Below are 24403 nucleotides of genomic sequence, written 5' to 3' on the forward strand. Positions count from 1 at the left end.
ACGTCGATTAGTGAGATCAATGAAGGCACAACTCATGAACACGTTAAGAGTGCTGAAAAAGCTATTGATTGGGCTACCCTTTATTCCAGCAAGACCATAATGTCTTCTTTGGTCAACGACTTCATAAAGTTTTCTTCGGTCGTGATCAGGCTGCCTGCCAGTTGCTGTTTGGCGCGTTGTAAGGAAAGGATTTTTTCTTCAACCGTGTTTTTGGCGATGAACTTGTACGTGAATACGGTCTTTTGCTGGCCAATCCGGTGCGCCCGGTCAACGGCCTGGGCTTCGATGGCGGGGTTCCACCAGGGATCAAGAATAAACACGTAGTCGGCGGCCGTCAGGTTATGACCCAGCCCACCGGCTTTCAGCGAAATCAGAAATAGCTTCACCGACTCATCAGTCTGAAACAGCTCGACCTGGCTCTGCCGATCGGTAGTTGAGCCATCCAGATAGGCATATTTGATGTTTTTTTCCTTCAGATACTGACGAACAACGCTAAGGTGTTTGATGAACTGACTAAACACCAGAACCTTATGGTGATCGGTCATGGCGCTTTCGAGCCGCATCAGAACGTCGTCGAGCTTACCCGAATCGCCTTCGTAGTCTTCATTGACCATGCGTGGGTGATTGGCAATCTGACGGAGCTTGGTCAGGCCCTGCAACACCACCATCTGCGATTTGGCCATGCCTTCTTCTTCAATGCGCTCCAGGATCAGATTACGGTAATACGACTTTGCTTCTTCGTACTGTTTTTCCTGATCGGGCGTCATCTCGCAGTACAGGACGCTCTCTACTTTTTCGGGGAGATCGGTGGCAACCTGCGACTTGTTTCGCCGGAGCATGAACGGCTTGATCAGTGTATACAGTCGGCTGGTTTTAGTTTCGTCGTGCTTTTTCTCGATCGGAATCAGAAACTCATTGCGAAAAAAAGACTGACTACCCAGCAGGCCGGGATTAATGAACGACATCTGTGTCCACAGGTCCATCGTACTGTTCTCCAGTGGGGTGCCCGTCAGAATGAGCCGGTGGGCAGTGTTCAACTGCATCACTGCCTTGGTAATGTGCGACGAAGGGTTTTTGATGGCCTGCGACTCATCCAGGATAACGTAGTTGAACCGGTAATCGCTGAGAATATCAATGTCGATCCGGACAATGCCGTATGAGGTCAGAATTAAATCGAAGCCGTCGAACTGGGCCGTGTTTTTCTCCCGATACGTACCGGTATAAACCATAACGCGCAGATCGGGGGTGAATTTTCGAGCTTCCAGCTCCCAGTTATACAGTAGCGAGGTCGGCATAACCAGCAGACTTGGGTCGGTAGCTCCCGCTTCTTTTTGCCCCTGGAGCATAGCCAGCGTCATGACGGTTTTGCCAAGCCCCATATCGTCGGCCAGGCAGCCCCCAAACCGATACTGACGCAGGAAATTCATCCAGTCGTAGCCCGCCTGTTGGTAGGGGCGAAGCGTACCGTTGAACTGCTGGGGCATCGGAAACGGCTCGATCTCCTCAAAGTCGCGCAGCCGCTCCAGCTTCCGGCTCATGATCGTTGTTGCCAGGTTATCGCGTTCCAGTTCCTGTACCAGCGCCAGGTGATGTTTCTGAAGAACCAACTGATCGGTTCCTTCCGGCTGCTCGACAAAGCCGAATAGTTCAGAATACTTCACAAACCAGGCCTCGGGAATAACGGCGACTTCACCATTGGGCAGCGTAAACTCGTGTTTCTTGTTCAGAATAAGCGACCGCAGCTTCAGAAAGGGAATCTCAAATTCACCAAACCGCACGTTTGCGTAAATGTCGAACCAGTCGCGACCTTCCTGAATCGATACGTCGATACTGGAGTACCCCAGGAAATACCGTTTCGTATCATCAGCGTGTTGTAACAGCAAAAAACCGGCTTCCCCTAGTTTCTGGTTGTTATCCGACAGCCAGGCAAAGGCTTCCGACTTGGGTAACGCCAGTCGGCCATGGCGCAGATCGAGGCCCGATTCGCGCAGAAACGTTAGCTTCTGGCGTTCTAACCGCTGGTCGCGCCGGATCTTATGAAAGATATACTCGTCGTTCTTCTTTTCCAGACTCACATTTGCCGACGGCCCGAAACTGTCGAAACGGAACGTAAAATCACCGTATTTAAACGACAGGTCGAAGGCGATACGTTGGCTGGACTCTTCTTCGTCGAAACCGTCGGAGGCATCGGTTCCCGCCTTTAACAATGAAGCCGATACGGTTCGGCTGGAAACGACCATTTCCGAAACCGTTAGTAGCGGCACAGGTTCGAGCACTTCGGCCTTGATTTCAAACCCCTTGGCGTATACGTCGTAGGCAGCAATGAGTTGAGTAACAAAGCGTTCGTAATACTGCTGCTCAATGTTGCGCGGAATGATAATGTGATTTTTGTTGAAAAACGGCCTGAGCTTTTTGCCGTCTACCTGTTTACTGAAATGGTACAGGCGTCGGCCGACCATCATGTAAGCGGGTTCATCGCAGATCAGAAATGCGTCTTTGAACTGAAATTCGACCCGCTCGGTTTCGGTCGTTTGCCCCGTTGCTTCGTCCCGGATCGGGTAACGGATGATTGGAAAGTAGTGCGTTGAGTCGGGGTTCCGGATAAAGTGGAAATGCACCCGTGCCGGCTCGGGCATCCAGGTAATATACTCCCAGGCCGGATTGCCGTCGCTGCCCATGATGTAAAACGGCTTGCCCGCCATCAGCGCCATAATCTGCGCTTTCATGTTGTCGAGGTAGCCGCAGATGGCCTCCTGCACGAGCTTATCGCCTTTTTGCGGATCGTAGATCTTCAGGAAAAAGTCGACGGCGGGCAACTTCTTGGTGTTGAATTTTTTGACGATGGTATCCTGCTGAATGGTATCAATCAGCTTTACCAGTTCGAAATCCCGCTCGTCGAGTTCCTGGGCAAATTCCCGTACGTTCTGCGACGACAGCGTCTGATTCAATAGAGTGAGTTCGCCACGACTATTTCGCTGCACTACGAAGGCTTCAATAAGGTACCCCAAAAACTCATGCTCCAATAGTGAGTAAACAATCTGGAAGGGCTCGGACGGCGAAACTTTCATGATGCGGCTGTAACAATTTACTCGATCAGCTAGCGAGCTAACCGAGATCGGCTAAAAAATCTGTTGGCGTATGGTGTTGATGAGTGGGTTGAAATGAGTGCTTTATAACTGACTGTAAACCAATTAATTGGTTCCAGTTTAGTATAGCTACTGGTCTCAAATATACGAACTGAAATAAGAATCCCAAGTAGGCGGCAATGTAAATGAGAAAAACCTTTGTCCGATACTGAGCAACCTTATCTAACGGTTTCAGACGCCTGAAAAAGTAGGTGTAAACCCGGATTGGCAAGTCATTACTTCAGTAGACACTGCGTACTATTTTTTGGGGACAAATACACCTTGGCATAGATTTCGCCAAAGCAGGCTCTAACGTATCAAAAGAGGTCAAATGGACTATGTATCATCTGTCCTCCGTTGAACTTACGTCTGATTTTGTCAAACTTTTACTGATTTTGTGACTCATAATTTGAAAAAAGTTAACTATAAAATATTAAATGTTTATTAATTAGTAATTAGTGGCTCGAAATGGTATTATACAATACGATTCACACGCGCAAAATATTGATAATCAGGAATTTTCTGTCGGTCGCTTCTGCTGATTTTCGCTTCTCTCTAAACGTTTAAGACGGTTCCGAGTGCTGGATTACGTTCAGTTTTGTTCTTCACTTCACTCGTTTGTCGGGGAGTACGCCCGTTAGCCAACACAGCGGTTGGCATTTCATTTGCCTATAGTGTGATCATCTAATTCGGTTGGGCAGGGAGGAGTTACGTTCGGTGCAGCAAACAACGCTGGCTGAGGGTGGCCCCTTCTAGGCACGTAATCATGGTTACATATGGGAAATATTTACGCTAAATCCTCTGTCTTTTCTGCCTTCTTCAGCAGACGTAACGCACACCAACTTGTCAAAGTAGGGGGCTTACTGCTGAGTTTACTTGTAATCAGCTACACGGCCGTTGCTCAGACTACAATAACGGGCTCTGTCTATCGCGATTTCAACGCCAATGGAACGCGTGAGTACAATACCGCAACACCCAATGAAGGAGAAATTGGCGTCGGGGGCGTAACGGTAACGGTTTATAGCGGTACCGCGGTCGTTGCTTCTGCCGTCACCAGCTCCACTGGCGTAAATGCCGGTGGTTATAATTTCAGTATATCGACCGCTGGACCGTTCCGGGTTCAGTTCACAAACCTGCCTGATGGGTTCTTCTCCGGGCCCAGGGGTGCTAACAGCGGTACGTCCGTTCAGTTCGTGGCCAGCGGAGGAGCGGCAACTGCCAGTTTAGGTATTAACCATCCGGACGATTACTGCCAGGCGGTTCCTAATTTCATCGTGCCCTGTTACGTTAATGGTGATCCAACCAGCACAACAGTAACCGGTGCCACTGCTGCGCCGACGCAGCCTGTTCTCGTTACGCTCCCGTATAATGCCACCAGCGGAACCGGCAATGCCCCGTCGGAGGTCGGGATTGCCACGAACAGTCAGATTGGTACAGTGTTCGGAGTTGCGTATCAACGAACTGCTGGAAACTTATTCACATCGGCTTTTGTCAAACGCCACTCAGGATTGGGATCGGGTGGCGCTGGCGCCATTTATCTGACCAGACAAACCGGACCCAGTACAGTTATCACGTCTTTATTCACGACTATACCGAACGCGGGAAGCGTCCTGTCAAACACGGCCCGAGGGTTACCAGGTGATATTACCACGCAAAACCGTGACCCATCGGTTTTCGACCAGGTTGGTAAGGCAGGCCTGGGTGACATAGAAGTGTCCAGCGACGGGACACGCCTGTTCGTAGTGAACCTGAACGATCGCCAGTTGTACCAGGTCAATTTAAACAATCCGACAAGTCTTACGCCCACGGCTGGTGCTACGACAAGCTACGCCATTCCGAGTCCTACCGGGGGGTGCCCCACCAATAGCGTATTCCGCCCGTTTGGGTTAAAATACTACCGGGACCGGGTTTATGTAGGTGGTGTTTGCTCTAACGAGAGCGTTACCACTACGAGAGTATACAGCAATACGGCGGGAACCAGCAGCCTGACTTTACCCAGCAACATTGGTATGCAGGCGGTTGTGTTCGAGTTCAATCCAACCAATACCACGTTTACCCAGGTTCTTTCGTTTCCGCTTACTTACCGCAAAGGCGCTTCCAACTCGGACCAAACGGGCGTTAACCGTGCTGAATTCTGGCTGCCCTGGGTATCGTCTCAGCCCGCAACGTTTGTACGTTCCGACGGGTCCTATAGTTATCCCCAACCCATGTTGACCGGTATTGAATTTGACGTGAACGGCGATATGATTATTAGCCTTCGCGACCGGTTTGGCGATCAATATGGTAATCGGAACTTAGGGCCTAACGCAGGGGACAACACATTATATAGGGCTATTTCGCCCGGCGACATTCTGCGGGCGGGTAAATGTAATCCAGCCGTAAATCAATGGACCATCGAAAATAATGCCAGTGTTTGCGGTCGGCCAGCCACGGCAGGTGCTAATAACGGACAGGGACCCGGTGGTGGTGAGTACTACTGGGGCGATCGAGTGGCCGTAGGAGCGAATCACCTGGAGCAGAGCGAAGGCGGGTTGGCGTTACTGCCCGGACGTGATGAAGTGTCGTCTATAGCAATGGACCCAACGGATGTGTTTGACACCGGGGGTATTAAGCGGTTCATTAATTCAACCGGGGGCGGCACCGCAGCCGATGCCGTACAGATTTACTCCTCGTCGAATGTAGCAACATATGGTAAGGCGAATGGTCTGGGTGACCTTGAACTGAATTGTAACGTTTCGCCCATTGAAATTGGCAATCGGCTATTTAATGATGGCGATTTCCTGACCGCCAACGGCGTCCAGGATAATGGTAATGCCGGATCAAACGTGAGTGGAGCGGTCGTGCAGCTTTACCGGATCGTGTCGGGCGTGGCCACCCTGGTTGCATCAACAACCACCAACGCTTCGGGCGAATACTATTTTAGGAACACAACCGTAGCGGGACTAGTGCCGAATGCCGAATACCAGATTCGGGTAGCCCTCAATCAGTTTGCTACACCAACAACCATCACAGTACCTAATGCCGGTTCGGATGATCTGGCCGATAGCGATGCGTTCCTGCAAACCATTGGGGGCGTACCAACGGCCGTTGTGTCATTAACAACCGGCGACTACGGCGAAAACAACCACAGCTACGACATTGGCTTCATTCGACAGCCCGCCAGCATCGGTGATTTTGTATTTGAAGATCTTAACCGAAATGGTATTCAGGATGCTGGCGAGCCGGGTATTCAGGGCGTAACGGTTCAACTGCTTGATGGATCAGGAAATGCAGTAGCCGGTGTAGCGCCAACGACTACCAACGCCAGCGGCTTCTACAGCTTTACCGGTCTGACACCAACAACCCCTTACATTGTTGCGTTTACGGCGCCCAATGGATACACTGCTACGTTAGTTGATCAGGGCGGTAACGATGCCATTGACTCCGATGTCAATCCGGCAACGGGCCGCACCGGCAGTTATACCATCGCGTCTGGGGCAAGCTTAACCACCGTTGACGCGGGTTTCTATCGCTCGGCCAGCATTGGTGATAAAGTGTTCTCGGATGTTAACCGTAATGGTATTCAGGATGCGGGTGAACCAGGTATTCAGGGCGTAACGGTTCAGTTGCTGACGGGCACCAATACGGTTGTTGCCAGCACCACCACCAACGCCAGCGGTATCTACAGCTTTACGGGTCTGACGCCGGGTGTTTCCTACAGTGTTGTCTTTAGTCTTCCGACTAATTACTCGGCCTCACCCGCTAAGCAAGGCGGAAACGACGCGCTCGACAGCGATGCTAATGCAACAACGGGCCGCACGGGGGCATATACCTTAACGTCGGGCCAGAGTCTGACGTCGGTTGATGCCGGATTCTTCCTGCTCAATTATGATCTGGCACTGCGCAAAACGGTACAGACGCTGCCATCCCCGTTGCTTCCTCTCTCGAACGTAACATTCCGGATCGAGGTGTTCAACCAGGGCGAATTACCCGCCAGCGGAATTGTGGTAACGGACTACGTACCCACCGGATTTGTGTTTACCCAGGCCGCTAACCCCGGCTGGACGGCTGGCCCCAATCCGACATTCCCCCTCGCCGGTACCATTACGCCCGGCAGCAGCACGACCATAAGCATTGTGCTGCAGGTGGCTGCTACGTCAGGTGGACAAAGTTTAACCAACGCGGCTGAAATCAGTACCGATAATGGGAATGACATTGACTCAACGCCGGATAACATTGCCAACAACGACGGGCCCGTAACGGACGATGCGATTGATAATCAGAATGGCGATCAGGATGATCACGACATCGCGATTGTCAGTCCATTAGGGTTCGCGTCACTCGGTAACCTGGTGTTTGAAGACCTGAATGCCAATGGTATTCAGGATGCGGGCGACATCGGCATCGCGGGCGTAACGGTGCAACTGCTGACGGGCGCCAATACGGTTGTTGCCAGCACCACCACCAACGCCAGCGGTATCTACAGCTTCACGGGTCTGACGCCGGGCGTTTCTTACAGTGTCGTCTTCAGCCGTCCGGCGGGATACTCCTCGACGGTGGCGAATGTCGGTGCTAATGACGCCGTTGATAGTGATGCCGACCCAATCACTGGCCGAACAGGCAGCTACGTATTAACTTCCAACGAAAACAATACAACGGTTGATGCCGGATTCTACCGACCTGCTACTATCGGGGATCGGGTGTTTGCCGATAATAACAACAACGGGGTTCAGGATGCAGGTGAACCGGGTATTCCGGGTGTAACGGTGCAACTGCTGACGGGTACCAATACGGTCGTGGCCAGCACTACCACCAATGCAAGTGGTACGTATAGCTTCACAGGCCTGACGCCGGGTACTTCCTACAGTGTTGTCTTCAGTCGCCCAACGGGGTATACCTCCGTTGCAGCAGGGCAGGGTGGTAACGAAGCGCTCGATAGCGACGCTGACCCAACTACCGGCCGTACGGGCAGCTATACGCTGGTTTCTAACGGCAGCATTCTGAACGTCGACGCTGGATTCTTCTGCATTCCACCGGTCGTGACAGCTACGGGCGGTACGGTTAGCTGTACCACGCCATCTATCCAGTTGCAGGCTACGTCCAGCATTACGCCGTCGACATACGCCTGGGCGGGCCCCGGTGGCTTTACCAGTACGTTGCAGAACCCAACGGTAAGTGTTGCCGGTACGTACACGGTAGTGGTAACGAGCAATGCTGGCTGTTCCGCAACCGCCGTCGCTACTGCTATTGTTACGCAGAACATCACACCACCGACAGGAGTAGCGGCCAGCAATACGGGTCCGCTCACCTGTACCCTCACCACCGCTACCATCAGCGCTACGTCAACGACGGGTGGGGTAACGTACCGCTGGACCGGCCCCAACAGCTTTACCAGCGCGAGTCAGACCTTTACTACATCCGTGCCGGGTGTATATGTTGTCGTAATCACTGCTCCGAACGGCTGTACTAATACGGCCAGTACGACACTCCAGCAGAACCTGCTCGCACCGACGGTATCCCTCGGCAATACGGGACCACTGACCTGTACGCTCACTACGGCCACCATCAGCGCTACAGCGAGCGAAGCCGTCAGCTATCGTTTCGAGGGTCCGGGAGGCTTTGTCGGCACGAGTGCCAGTTTCACTAACAGCGTGGCGGGTCTGTATTCGGTAACGGCAACCTCAGCTAACGGCTGTACAGCGGTCACCACCACGACCGTGCAGCAAAATACAACGCTGCCGACCGTAACGGCCAGCAATAGTGGCCCGCTCAACTGTACCTCGGCCAGCGCGACGGTCAGTGCTGTTGGAAGCCCAGGCGTTACGTATCGGTGGGTCGGTCCAAGTGGATTCACCAGTACGGCCGCCAGCTTTGCGACAACCGTGGCGGGTACGTATTCAGTAACCGTAACGTCGGCGAATGGCTGTGTAGCTACGGCCAGCACGACGGTGACACAGGACATTACAGCACCAGCGGGAGTAGCGGCCAGCAATAGCGGACCACTGACCTGTTCATTAACAACGGCGACCGTGAGCGTAACGACAACCACACCCGGTGTTACGTATCGCTGGGTTGGTCCCGGCGGGTTCACCAGCACAGCCGCCAGCTTTGGAGCAACCGTAGCTGGTTTATATTCGGTAACAGTGACAGGTGCGAATGGCTGTACAGCTGTAGCGACCACCACCGTTGGTCAGGACATTACTGTCCCAGCGGGAGTAGCGGCTAGCAATAGCGGTCCGCTGACTTGTACCTTAACTACGGCGACCGTGAGCGTAACGACAACCACACCCGGTGTTACGTATCGCTGGGTTGGCCCAGGCGGCTTCACCAGCACGGCCGCCAGCTTCGGCGCAACTGTGGCCGGTACGTATTCAGTAACGGTTACGTCGGCCAATGGCTGTACAGCCGTAGCAACAACCACCGTTGGCCAGGACATTACCACCCCAGCGGGTGTTGTAGCCAGCAACACCGGGCCGCTCACCTGTACCCTCACTACCGCTACTGTGAGCGTAACGACAACCACACCCGGTGTTACGTATCGCTGGGTAGGTCCAGGCGGGTTCACCAGCACAGCCGCCAGCTTTGGAGCTACTGTAGCCGGGACCTACTCAGTAACGGTGACTTCAGCCAACGGTTGTACGGCCACGGCCAGCACGACTGTACAGCAGAATACAACGGTGCCGACCGTAACGGCCAGCAATACTGGTCCGCTCAACTGTACGCTGACCAGCGTAACGGTCAGTGCCGTCGCCAGTGGGGTAACGTATCGGTGGGTAGGACCCAATGGCTTTACCGGTACGGCCGCCAGCTTCGCTGCTACCGTACCGGGTCTGTATTCAGTGACGGTGACTTCAGCCAATGGCTGTACGGCTACGACCAGCACGACCGTCCAGCAGGATCTGACCGTGCCGACTGTGACGGCCAGCAATACCGGCCCGCTCAACTGTACGTTGACTAGTGTTACGGTCAGTGCGACAGCAAATGGACCGGTTACTTACCGCTGGAATATCGGCGTAAATACGCCAAGCTTCACGACGAGCGTGGCCGGGTTGTATTCGGTGACGGTTACGTCGGCCAACGGCTGTTCCGCCGTCGCGACCACGACCGTCCAGCAAGATGCAACGGTGCCGACCGTAACGGCCAGCAATACCGGCCCGCTCAACTGTACGCTGACCAGTGTAACGGTCAGTGCTGTTGGCAGCCCAGGGGTTAGCTATCGCTGGAATACCGGCGCGGTGACGCCGACTATCTCGGCAAATGCAGCCGGTGTCTACTCCGTGACGGTTACATCACCCAACGGTTGTACCGCCACGGCTAGCACGACGGTAACACAGGACATCACAGCTCCAGCGGGTGTCGTAGCCAGCAACACCGGGCCGCTCACCTGTTCGGTGGCCACCGCTACTGTAAGTGTAGCGACGACCACACCGGGTGTTACGTATCGGTGGGTTGGCCCAGGTGGATTTACGTCAATTGCGTCGAGCTTTACCACGAATGTTGCCGGTCTGTATTCAGTAACGGTGACCTCGGCCAATGGTTGCGTAACCACGTCCAGTACGAATCTTATTCAGAACACAACCCCGCTGGCGGGTGTATCCATTAGCAATACGGGTCCGCTTAGCTGTACCCTCAGCAACGTAACGGTGAGTGCAACCAGTACCACGCCCGGCGTAACCTACAGTTGGACGGGTCCGGGCGGCTTTACAAGCAGCGCTCAAAGCTTCACGACCAGTGTGCCGGGTAATTACGTAGTTACGATTGCTGGCCCGAACGGCTGCGTTCCGACGGTACTCAGCACCGTTGTTGATCAGGATATTGCGGCTCCGGCGGGCGTAACAGCCAGCAATACGGGCCCGCTTAGCTGTACCCTTAGCAACGTAACGGTAAGTGCGACCAGCACCACGCCCGGCGTAACCTACCGCTGGATCGGACCCGGCGGGTTCACCAGCACGGCTCAAAGCTTTGCGACGGCCGCAGCGGGTCTCTATTCGGTAACGGTGACCTCGGCCAATGGCTGTACCGCTGTCGCGACGACCACGGTTGGGCAGGACAATACCGGCGTTCAGAACATCACTATTGGCAATACGGGTCCGTTAAACTGTACGCTAACGACCGTAACGGTAACTGCCAGCAGCTCGACTCCCGGCGTAGTGTTTAGTTGGGTAGGTCCGAATGGATTTACCAGCAACAGTCCGAGCTTCACAACGAGCGTACCGGGTCTGTATTCATTGACCTTGACTGCGCCTAACGGATGTTCCGCAGTGACTTCAACGACGGTTATTCAGGACATCACGGCTCCGGCGGGCGTATTGGCCAGCAACACCGGGCCGCTCACCTGTACCCTCACCACCGCTACCGTGAGTGTGACCACAACCACGCCAGGTGTAACCTACAGTTGGGTAGGGCCGGGTGGCTTTACGTCGACTGCGGCCAGTTTCACAGCGACTGTTGCGGGTCTATATACGGTAACAATAACGGGAACTAACGGCTGTACGGCCGTGGCGACCACGACGGTTACTCAGGATATCACGGCTCCAGCGGGTGTGTTGGCCAGCAACACCGGTCCATTGACCTGTACCCTCACTACTGTAACGGTGAGTGCGACCAGCGCCACGCCCGGCGTAACCTATAGCTGGTCGGGTCCGAATGGCTTTGCCTCAACGGTCGCAAATTTTGCCACAAGTGTACCCGGTATCTATTCGGTGATCGTTACCAACCCTGCGAATGGCTGTACAACTATTGCAACGACAACGGTTGGTCAGGATGCAACCGTTCCAGCGGGCGTATTGGCCAGCAACACCGGGCCGCTCACCTGTACCCTCACCACCGCTACCGTGAGTGTGACCACAACCACACCGGGTGTAACCTATCTCTGGACAGGCCCGAATGGCTTTGCCAGCACGGCCGCTAGCTTCGGTGCTACCGTACCGGGTCTGTACTCGGTAACGGTGACTAGCCCCAATGGCTGTACAGCGACGGCCAGCACTACGGTGTTGCAAGACCTGACCGTACCGACCGTAACCGCTACGAACACCGGCCCACTGACCTGTGCGCTCACCACGGCTACCGTCAGTGCCAGCACAAGCACCGCTGGGGTGACCTATAGTTGGGTAGGCCCGAATGGCTTTACTAGTACGGCAGCTAGCTTCTCTACCACAGTGGCGGGCCTGTACTCTGTAACGGTAACTTCTGCGAACGGCTGTACGGCTACGGCCAGTACTACCATCCAGCAGGATCTGACGGTACCAACCGTGACAGCCAGCAATACCGGTCCGCTCAACTGCACGCTGACCAGCGTGACGGTGAGTGCATTGGATAATGAACCAGTAACGTACCTATGGAGCAATGGCCAGACGACAGCCAGCTTCTCCACCAGCCTGGCCGGAGTCTATTCGGTAACAGTGACCAATACCAACGGCTGTACGGCCACAACCAGCACCACAGTGCAACAGGATATTGCAGCGCCGTCGGCAACGATCGCCAACACGAGCCCGCTGACCTGTACGCTTACTACTGTGACGCTGACGGCTACCTCCGACGTACCGGTAACGTACCTGTGGAACACAGGCCAGACGACTGCATCAGTTCAGGCAAGTGCCGCGGGGCTGTATTCGGTGACGATCACATCCGCTAATGGCTGTACGGCCGTAGTCACGACGACGGTCATCAGCGATACGGCAACGCCAACGGTAACGGCCACGGCGAGTAACATCATCACGGTGAACCAGCCCACAGCAACCATCTCAACGATTGCTAGTCCAGGCGTTACGTATCTATGGAGCACAGGTGCGAATACGCCAAGCATCACCGTAGCCAGCGCCGGTACCTACTCAGTGACGGTGACCTCGGCCAATGGCTGCACAGCCGCTACCACTACGACGGTCGTCAGTGATACGACCGTGCCAGAGGTAACGGCTTCAGTGAGCAATACGTTGACCTGCGCCCAGCCCACGGCGACGATTAGCACCACGGCGACCCAAGGCGTTACGTATCGGTGGAGCACGGGGGAAACGACGTCGAATATAGTTGTGAGCGCAGAAGGGCTGTATTCAGTAACGGTAACTGCACCGAACGGAGCTACCGCTGCTACAACAACAACTGTCTTCAGCAATACGGCCGCGCCAACGGTAACGGCGAGCGTGAGCAACACCTTGACCTGCGCCCAGCCCACGGCGACGATTAGCACCACAGCTACGCCAGGCGCTACCTATCAATGGAGCACGGGAGGGACCACCCCAACCATCTCGGTAAGTGCAGCCGGTCCTTACTCGGTGACGGTGACGGGCGCTAACGGCTGTACGGCCACGACCAGTACGATTGTTATCGAGGATGTGCTGGTACCAACTGTAACAGCCAGTAATAGCGGTCCGCTCAACTGTACTTTAACGAATGCAACGGTTAGTGCGTCGGCCAGTGAATTGGTAACGTATCTATGGAGCAATGGCCAGACTACGGCCAGCTTCTCTACCAGCCTGGCCGGTACGTATTCGGTGACGGTGACCTCGGTTAACGGCTGCACGGCTTTGGCAAGCACTACTATTCAGCAGGATATAGTTGCTCCGACCGTATCCATTGCCACCAATGGTCCGTTGTCCTGTATTCGGCCGGTGGTTACCTTAACGGCGAATGCTAATGAACCGGTGAGCTACAGCTGGAACACGGGTGAGACCACGGCGAGTATCCCAGTGAGCGCACCGGGCCAGTATTCGCTAATCGTAACGGCAGCGAATGGCTGTACCGCAGTCGCGACGAGCACCGTCATCAGTAATACGGTTGTGCCAGTAGTGACAGTATCAGTAAGCAATACGATCACGGTGAATCAGCCCACGGCGACGATTACGACCCAGGCTAGCGCTGGTGTTACGTATCTATGGAGCAACGGAGCAAATACACCAAGCATCACCGTAGCCAGCGCCGGTACTTACTCGGTAACGGTGACTTCGGCCAACGGCTGTACCGCAGTTGCTACGACAACGGTGGTGAGTGATACGGATGTGCCCACGGTGACGGCGAGCGTAAGCAACACCTTGACCTGTGCCCAACCAACGGCTACTATATCGACAACCGTTAGCGGGGCAGTAACCGGCTATCTCTGGAATACGGGCGAAACGACGTCGAGTATTGTGGTGAGCACGGAAGGACCGTATTCGGTAACGGTGACAAGTGCCAACGGAGCTACGGCCACGACCACCACGTCAGTAGTCAGCAATACGGTTGTACCAACGGTTACGGCATCAGTGAGTAACACCTTGACCTGCGCTCAGCCGACCGCTACCATCAGCACCACGGCCACACCAGGTGTGACCTATCAGTGGAGCACGGGCCAGACTACGGCCAGCATCTCGGTGAGCGTGGCGGGTCCCTACTCGGTAACGGTAACGGGGGCTAACGGCTGTAGCACAGTGGTAACGACGACCGTCATCAGTGATACGGCGCTGCCAGAGGTAACCGCTTCAGTGAGCAACACCTTGACCGTCAACCAGCCAACGGCGACGATTAGCACCACGGCGACGCCGGGCGTTACGTATCAGTGGAGTACGGGTGAGACCACCCCAACCATATCGGTCAGTGCGGCCGGTACCTACTCGGTAACGGTAACTTCAGCCAATGGCTGCACGGCGACTACCACCACAACGGTGGTTAGTGATACCGCACCACCCACAGTAACAGCATCAGTGAGCAATACCTTAACCTGTACAGCCCTAACGGCTACCATCAGCACCACGGCGACCCCAGGTGTTACCTACCTATGGAGCACAGGAGCAACCACTCCAACGATTTCGGTGAGTGTGGCGGGTCCGTATTCGGTGACGGTGACGAGTGCCAATGGCGCTACGGCCGTTGCTACCACTACGGTAGTAAGCGATACGGCCGTACCAACAGTTACGGCATTGGTGAGCAACACCTTGACCTGTACTCAGCCAACCGCTACGCTGACGGCTACGGTGCCGGGCAGTGGCGAGAGCTATGTATGGAGCACGGGCGAGACTACTTCCAGCATTGTGGTAAACACGGCCGGTACCTACTCGGTGACGGTGACCGGTGCCAACGGCTGTACGGTGGCTACTGCCAGCACGGTCATCAGCGATACGGTGGTGCCGGAAGTGACCGCTTCGGTGAGCAACACCCTGACGGTGGCTCAGCCCACGGCAGTGATCTCGACCACGGCCACACCAGGCGTTACGTATGAATGGAGCACGGGCCAGACTAGCCCAAGCATCACTGTGGCCAGCGCCGGTACCTACTCGGTGACGGTGACCGGTGCCAACGGCTGTACGGCCGTAGCGACCACAACAGTCGTGAGTGATACGGCGCTGCCAACGGTAACAGCCTCGGTCAGCAATGACTTAAGCTGCACAGCTCTGACGGCCACCATCAGCACCACGGCTTCAGCCGGTGTTACCTACCTGTGGAGTACGGGGGCAACTACGCCAAGCATCTTGGTGAGCGTGGCGGGTACCTACTCGGTGACGGTGACCGCTCAGAACGGGGCAACGGCATCGGTGATCTCGGTAGTGGCCAGTGACACGGTGGTACCAGCCGTGACAGCTAGTGTGAGCAACACGCTGACCTGCGCTCAGCCAACGGCGACGATTAGTACAACGGCCACACCAGGTGTGACCTATCAGTGGAGCAATGGAGCGACCACGCCAAGCATCTCGGTGAGTGCGGCCGGTCCCTACTCGGTAACGGTAACGGGGGCTAACGGCTGTAGCACAGTGGTAACGACGACCGTCATCAGTGATACGGCGCTGCCAGAGGTAACCGCTTCAGTGAGCAACACCTTGACCGTCAACCAGCCAACGGCGACGATTAGCACCACGGCGACGCCGGGCGTTACGTATCAGTGGAGTACGGGTGAGACCACCCCAACCATATCGGTCAGTGCGGCCGGTACCTACTCGGTAACGGTAACTTCAGCCAATGGCTGCACGGCGACTACCACCACAACGGTGGTTAGTGATACCGCACCGCCCACAGTAACAGCATCAGTGAGCAATACCTTAACCTGTACAGCCCTAACGGCTACCATCAGCACCACGGCGACCCCAGGTGTTACCTACCTATGGAGCACAGGAGCAACCACTCCAACGATTTCGGTGAGTGTGGCGGGTCCGTATTCGGTGACGGTGACGAGTGCCAATGGCGCTACGGCCGTTGCTACCACTACGGTAGTAAGCGATACGGCCGTACCAACAGTTACGGCATTGGTGAGCAACACCTTGACCTGTACTCAGCCAACCGCTACGCTGACGGCTACGGTGCCGGGCAGTGGCGAGAGCTATGTATGGAGCACGGGCGAGACTACTTCCAGCATTGTGGTAAACACGGCCGGTACCTACTCGGTGACGGTGACCGGTGCCAACGGCTGTACGGTGGCTACTGCCAGCACGGTCATCAGCGATACGGTGGTGCCGGAAGTGACCGCTTCGGTGAGCAACACCCTGACGGTGGCTCAGCCCACGGCAGTGATCTCGACCACGGCCACACCAGGCGTTACGTATGAATGGAGCACGGGCCAGACTAGCCCAAGCATCACTGTGGCCAGCGCCGGTACCTACTCGGTGACGGTGACCGGTGCCAACGGCTGTACGGCCGTAGCGACCACAACAGTCGTGAGTGATACGGCGCTGCCAACGGTAACAGCCTCGGTCAGCAATGACTTAAGCTGCACAGCTCTGACGGCCACCATCAGCACCACGGCTTCAGCCGGTGTTACCTACCTGTGGAGTACGGGGGCAACTACGCCAAGCATCTTGGTGAGCGTGGCGGGTACCTACTCGGTGACGGTGACCGCTCAGAACGGGGCAACGGCATCGGTGATCTCGGTAGTGGCCAGTGACACGGTGGTACCAGCCGTGACAGCTAGTGTGAGCAACACGCTGACCTGCGCTCAGCCAACGGCGACGATTAGTACAACGGCCACACCAGGTGTGACCTATCAGTGGAGCAATGGAGCGACCACGCCAAGCATCTCGGTGAGTGCGGCCGGTCCCTACTCGGTAACGGTAACGGGGGCTAACGGCTGTAGCACAGTGGTGACGACGACCGTCAACAGTGATACGGTAGTGCCAGAGGTAACCGCTTCAGTGAGCAACACCTTGACCTGCGCTCAGCCAACGGCCGTTATTTCTACAGTGGCCAGTCCAGACGTGACGTATCTGTGGAGCAATGGAGAAACGACAGCCTCGATTTCGGCGAGTATAGCGGGTACCTATTCGGTGACCGTAACGGGTGCCAATGGCTGTACGGCGACTACCACTGCAACGGTGGTTAGTGATACTGTAATACCAGAGGTAACAGCATCAGTCAGCAATACGTTAAGTTGCGCCGTAGCGACCGCCACGATTAGTACGACGGCGACACCCGGTGTTACCTACCTGTGGAGTACGGGCGAGACAACCCCAACCATTACGGCCGCTAGTGCTGGTTTGTATTCGGTAACGGTGACAGGGGCCAACGGCTGTACGGCAGTTACGACGACTAACGTGGTTAGTGATACGTCGGTGCCGGAAGTAACGGCTGCGGCCAGTAACGTACTGACGCTTAATCAGCCGACCGCAACGATCTCGACCACGGCCACTCCAGGTGTTACGTACCTATGGAGCACGGGTGAGACTACCCCAACCATCACCGTTAGCGTAGGAGGTCTGTATTCAGTAACTGTAACAACCCCTAACGGATGTTCCGCAGCGGTGACAACAAATGTGCTAAGCAACACACTGGCACCGACGCTCGTGGCCAGTGTGAGTAACGAGATAACCTGTGCTGTGGCAACGGCAACCGCAACGATTAGCGTAACCGCCAACACACCAGTGTCTTATCTGTGGAGTACGGGTGAAACCACGGCAAGCATCAGCGTTAGTGTGGCGGGTACGTATTCGGTGACGGCAACGGCACAGAATGGTGCAACGGCCACGATCAGCGCGACCGTGGTGAGCAATACAGTAACTCCTGAAGTAACGCTTGGTGATAGCTACACGCTGACCTGTGCGCAGCCAACCGCCTTCATCTCGTCTACGGCAAATGCGAGCGTAACGTATCTATGGAGTACGACCGAAATAACACCGGGCATAGCGGTTAGCAGCACGGGTCTGTATTCAGTAACGGCAACGGCACCGAACGGCTGTACGGCCGTAGCGACCACAACGGTCGTGAGTGATACGGCGCTGCCAGCGGTGACGGCCTTGGTAAGTAATACGTTGACCTGCGCTGAACCCGTCGCGACGGTATCAGTACCAGACGCGCCAGTCGGCAGCAGCTTCATCTGGTCGGGACCGAGCAGCTTCACGACCGATGCCAACAGCTTCACGACGCTCACAACGGGATTGTACTCGGTAACGGTAACGGGTGCTAATGGCTGTACGGCGGTTGTGACGACTACAGTAGTGAGCGACACGGATACCCCGGCAGTGACGGCTAGTGTGAGCAATACGCTGACAGTAGCTCAACCCACGGCGGTGATCTCAACCACGGCCACACCAGGCGCTACGTACCTGTGGAGCACGGGTGAGACCACGCCAAGTATCACCGTAGCCAGCGCCGGACCATATTCGGTAACGGTAACGTCAGCTAACGGTTGCACGGCGGCTACGACGACCACGGTAGTCAGTGACACGGCTCTGCCAATGGTGATGGTGTCGGTGAGCAACGAGTTGAGCTGTACGGCCCTGACGGCCACGCTCAGCACGACGGCGACCCCAGGCGTTACGTACCTGTGGAGCACGGGAGCGACCACGCCAACGATCTCGGTAAGCGTAGCGGGACCCTACTCGGTGACGGTGACGGGCCAAAACGGGGCTACCGCTTCGGTGAATACGGCGGTGTTCAGTGATACCGCAGTACCAGAAGTAACGGCTTTAGCCAGCAACACCTTGACCTGCGGTCAACCAACCGCTACCATCAGCACCACGGCCACACCAGGTGTTACGTATCTGTGGAGCACGGGCGAAACGACGTCAAGCATCGTAGTCGAAGCGACGGGTACCTATTCGGTGACCGTAACGGGTGCCAATGGCTGTACGGCAGTGGTAACAACTACGGTGGTGAGTGACACGGCAACCCCGGCAGTGACGGCTAGTGTGAGCAATACGCTGACAGTAGCTCAGCCTACGGCGGTGATCTCGACCACGGCCACACCAGGCGCTACGTACCTGTGGAGTACGGGGGAGACCACGCCAAGTATCACCGTAGCCAGCGCCGGACCATATTCGGTAACGGTAACGTCAGCTAACGGTTGCACGGCGGCTACGACGACTACGGTAGTCAGTGACACAGCCCTGCCAATGGTGATGGTGTCAGTGAGCAACGAGTTGAGTTGTACGGCTCTGACGGCTACCCTCAGCACGACGGCGACCCCAGGCGTTACGTACCTGTGGAGCAATGGTCAGACCACCCCGACGATTACAGTAGCCAGTGCGGGACCCTACTCGGTAACGGTGACAGCTCCGAATGGGGCCACCGCTTCGGTGAATACGGCGGTCTTCAGCAATACGGATGTGCCGGTGGTAACGCTCAGTGTCAGCAATACGCTAACGCCTATCCAGATCACATCGACCATTTCGAGCAGTGTGACGGGCGTAACCGGAGCGGTGAGCTATCAGTGGAGTACGGGCGAAACCACGCCAAACATCACTGTGAGCGTAGCTGGTCCATACTCGGTGACGGTGACAGGCGCTAACGGCTGTAGTGCGGTTGCGACGACCACGGTCTTCAGTAACACGGCTTTGGCGATGGTCACGGCCTCGGTGAGCAACACACTGAGCTGCGCCCAGTCAACCGCTACCATCAGCACCACGGTCAGCCCAGATGTGGTTACGTATCTGTGGAGTACGGGAGCAACCACGCCGAGCATTTCGGTGAATATGGCCGGTCCGTACTCAGTAACGGTGACGGCGCAGAACGGAACAACGGCCAGTACAACCGTTACAGTGGTGAGCGATACGACAGTTCCGATTGTGACCGCTTCAGTAAGCAATACGCTAACGCTCAATCAGCCAACGGCGGTGATTAGTACAACAGCGACGCCGGGCGTTACGTATCAGTGGAGTACGGGCGAGACTACGCCAACCATTACGGTGGCTAGCGCAGGAGCCTATTCAGTAACAGTAACCTCCGCCAGCGGCTGCACAGCGGCCACCACCACGACAGTCTTCAGTAACACGGCGCTGCCAACGGTGACGGCCAGTGTGAGCAACGACCTAAGCTGCACAGCTCTGACGGCCACCATCAGCACCACGGCTACACCCGGTGTAACTTACCTATGGAGTACGGGGGCAACTACGCCAAGTATCTCGGTGAGTGTAGCCGGACCCTACTCGGTGACGGTGATAGCTCAGAATGGTGCAACGGCTTCGGTGATCTCGGTAGTGGCAAGCGATACCGCAGTACCAGTGGTAACGGCCAGTGTGAGCAACACCCTGACCTGCGCTCAGCCCACAGCCACCCTTAGTACGACAGCTACACCTGGGGCTACCTATCAGTGGAGCACAGGGGAGACCACGGCCAGTATCTCAGTCAGTGCAACGGGTACGTACTCGGTAACGGTGACGGGTGCTAACGGCTGTACGGCGGTTGCTATCACCACAGTCGTGAGCGACACGGCGCTGCCAACGGTAACAGCTAGTGTGAGCAATACCTTAACGCTTAACCAAGCTACAGCCGTGATTAGTACCACGGCCAGCCCAGGGGTGACCTATCGGTGGAGCACAGGGGAGACCACCCCAAGCATCACCGTCGCCAGTGCAGGTACTTACTCGGTGACGGTCACCTCGGCCAATGGTTGTACGGCAGCCACGACAACTACAGTGGTCAGTGACGCGGCGCTGCCGACGGTAAGCGTTACCGTGAGCAATACGTTGACCTGCGCCCAGCTAACCGCTACCCTCAGTACCTCGGCTACCCCAGGCGTTACGTACCTGTGGAGCACGGGAGCGACCACGCCAACGATCTCGGTGAGTGTGGCGGGACCCTACTCGGTGACGGTGACGGGTCTGAATGGGGCTACGGCTTCGGTCAACACGGTTGTGTTCAGTGATACGTCGGTACCAGTCGTAACGGCCTCGGTCAGCAATACCTTAAGCTGTGCTCAGTCTACGGCCACCATCTCGGCGAGTGTAGCAGGAGTCAGTGAAGGGGCACTCTACCAGTGGAATACGGGCGAGACGACGGCTAGTATCTCGGTGAGTGTCGCGGGACCATATTCAGTGACGGTAACCGGTATCAACGGTTGTACGGCGGTTGTGACGACCACGGTGGTGAGCGACACGGCAACCCCAACGGTGACCGCTTCGGTGAGTAACACACTGACAGTAGCTCAGCCTACGGCGGTGATCTCGACCACGGCCACACCAGGCGCTACGTACCTGTGGAGCACGGGTGAGACCACGCCAAGTATCACCGTAGCCAGCGCCGGACCATATTCGGTAACGGTAACGTCAGCTAACGGTTGCACGGCGGCTACGACGACTACGGTAGTCAGTGACACAGCCCTGCCAATGGTGATGGTGTCAGTCAGCAACGAGTTGAGCTGTACGGCTCTGACGGCCACGCTCAGCACGACGGCGACCCCAGGCGTTACGTACCTGTGGAGCACAGGCGAAACGACGGCTAGTATCTCGGTGAGTGTGGCGGGACCCTACTCGGTGACGGTGACGGGTCTGAATGGGGCTACGGCTTCGGTGAGCACCGCCGTATTCAGCAACACGACGGCACCCGCCATTGTGACAACGGCACCTGAAGTATGTACCGGCGAAACACTGATCGTGAGCAGCGCTATTTCGACAACCAATGCTGCATACAGTTGGACCGGACCGAATGGCTTCACCGCCAATACGGGGGTAATCAGTATTCCGAACGCGACAACGGCGAATAGTGGCTCGTATACCGTAACGGCAACCGATCTGCAAACGGGCTGCTCAAGTGTAACGGTTGTATCGGCGGTTGTGAATCCGCTGCCAGATAGTTTCTCGCTCGTGGCCAAAGAGGCTACCTGCACCGGTGGTAATTCGCTGCCCGATGGTCAGGTGATCGCGACGAACTTCGGCGCGGGTGATCGGTACGACATATCTCTGGGCGGATCATACACGGGCGCTACCAGTTACGCGCTGGCCAAGCCAATTCCAGCCGGTGGCGTGCTTGTTGATAACATCCTGCGAACTGGAGTGGCACAGACCTACACGGTTCGTTTGTACAACGCGTCCGGTTGCTATGCGGAGAAGACGGTAACCTTGCAAAACACGCTTTGCGACTGCCCACCGGCGAAATGTGTTCCGTTCGTGATTCAGAAAACCAAAAGCGCCCGCGTGACAACACGTTAAGCGAATAATCAGTAGCAAATCAAGCCCGGCAGGATCACTCTTGCCGGGCTTTTTCGTGGAAACAGAGAAATGTAGCCGACGCTTTTCGTTGGACATCGGCGGTGTGAGCCAACGGGGACAGTTGTTAAAATTGGGTTATATCACCTGTCCACAATTACCATCACTGATTGAGAGCTAAGTATATTTCCCTATATTTGTCTGGAAACTGCATGAGGCCTACAGCGATACGTACTTGGGTAAAGCGGCTTTTTTGCCTGCTTATGGCGGTTCACGTCCTGAACATCAGCGTGGACCCACCCGATCACCGTGTCCATATCTCGAAGACGGGTGTAGTGCATGAAGACTTGACCATCAACGAGATGGAAAGTATAACGGAGTGGGTACTAGAGCACTTTCTGGGCTGCAAAAACGCCATACCTGAACATGATGAGCCGGATGGGCATTCCGTGATCAGTAAAGTGTTTGTTGTCTGGTTTATGCCGCAAACAACTTATTATACGATGCCCTTACCGTCGGCGGCTCTGATAAGCTCGGTAACCCGGTTTGCGTTGGTTCAGCTTCCCTACGTATCACCGTTAGCGGAAGTTTCGTCTCCTCCCCCCCAGTTGATCGCGTAATTCTTTGTTGGTACGTGTCATCAGAACCTGGCCGCTCTGCGGAGTCAGGTTATAGGCTTATGTATGGCTTTTGGTGACGTTTGAACTACTCATCAATCCTTATTTTTCAATGACTAAATACATAGTCTGCGCGTGGGTGCTACTCAGTACCACTGTGCAGGCGCAGGATACGCTGTCGTTGTCGCTCCGGCAGGCCGACAGCCTGTTTGTGCAGCGCAACTTACTCGCGCTGGCCGGACGCTACCAGATTGAAGCGGCCCAGGCTCAGGTTATTCAGGCCCGGCTGTTCGACAATCCAACGGCCAACCTCGAACTGAACGCCTATAATCCGGCGCTTCGTCGTCCGCTCGATGTAGGCAAGGGCGGCCAGAAAGCCTTTTCGATTCAGCAAACCGTTTTGCTCGCGGGCAAACGGAGCAAACGGGTAGCGGTGGCGACTGAGCAGGTGCGCTTGACCGAACTGCAATTCGCCGATCTGCTGCGAACGCTTCGCTTTGATCTGCACAGTCGGTTCTACGAACTGTATTTTGCGCAGAATACCCTGACCGTATTTGCCAACCAACGGGCTCGATTAACCGAAACGGTGCAGGCATTTGAGCGGCAGTACAGCCGCAACAACGTATCGCTGCGGGACCTGATTCGGCTGAAAGCGCTGCTGGTGCAGTTGACCAATGATCAACTGAATTTGCAAAACCAACTGACCGAGCAACAGCGCGACCTGCGAACCTTACTGCAAACCACAGCCGCGATTCGGCCGGAAGCCGCACCAACGGATCTGGCTCGTTACCGTACTAACCTACCCTCAGCGGGGTCGGCGGTTGATCTGGCGCTCGAAAACCGGCCCGATCTGCGCGGAGCCGAGGTGGCTATCCGGCAGGCAGAGGCTAACGTCTCTCTACAAAAAGCCTTAGCTACGCCTGATTTGAGGGTCGGTGGTCTGTACGACCAGAACGCCAGTTATACACCCAACTACACGGCCGTAACGCTGAGTATGGATTTGCCGCTGCTCAACAAAAACCAGGGTAACATCCGATCGGCGAGGGCGCAGGCTGACTACCAGCGGCTGGTTCAGCGAAACGTCAGAACGGTGGTAGAAAACGAGGTGCAGGCCGCTTTGCAGCAGATTCAGCAGACCGAAGCCGCCTATCAGTCGGTCGATCCCGGTTTTGCGGCTCAGTACGACGAATTGAACCGGGGCATTCTGCGCAACTTCGAACGGGGGAATATTTCGCTGATCGAGTTCGTCGATCTGTTCGAGACCTACCTCGCTAACGTTCAGCAACTCAATCGGCTGGCCGCTGATCGTATCAATGCCTACGAGCAACTTAACTACACGGTCGGCACCGATCTGTTCAAATAATAG

The 24403-nt window shown here is 55.8% G+C and carries 4 protein-coding genes; 3 read left to right on the forward strand and 1 reads right to left on the reverse strand.

Features of this window, described 5'->3' with window-relative positions; genetic code table 11:
• Positions 1–80: 80 nt before the first annotated feature.
• Positions 81–3068, reverse strand: coding sequence for a DEAD/DEAH box helicase (locus ACYVIY_RS16280; RefSeq protein WP_460977433.1), 2988 nt, complete (start codon positions 3066–3068; stop codon positions 81–83).
• A gap of 833 nt (positions 3069–3901) precedes the next feature.
• Here ACYVIY_RS16280 and ACYVIY_RS16285 point away from each other — a divergent pair.
• The 3 genes from ACYVIY_RS16285 (at position 3902) to ACYVIY_RS16295 (ending at position 24400) form a co-directional block, all read left to right on the forward strand.
• Positions 3902–22423: an SdrD B-like domain-containing protein gene (locus ACYVIY_RS16285; RefSeq protein WP_460977434.1), complete on the forward strand. Its 18522-nt coding sequence runs from the start codon at positions 3902–3904 to the stop codon at positions 22421–22423.
• Between the two features lie 260 nt (positions 22424–22683).
• A complete protein-coding gene (locus tag ACYVIY_RS16290; RefSeq protein ID WP_460977435.1) occupies positions 22684–23040 on the forward strand; it encodes a hypothetical protein in 357 nt (118 codons plus the stop codon).
• A gap of 109 nt (positions 23041–23149) precedes the next feature.
• Positions 23150–24400: a TolC family protein gene (locus tag ACYVIY_RS16295; protein ID WP_460977436.1), complete on the forward strand. Its 1251-nt coding sequence runs from the start codon at positions 23150–23152 to the stop codon at positions 24398–24400.
• Positions 24401–24403 lie beyond the last annotated feature (3 nt).

This window comes from Spirosoma knui (genome assembly GCF_054780635.1).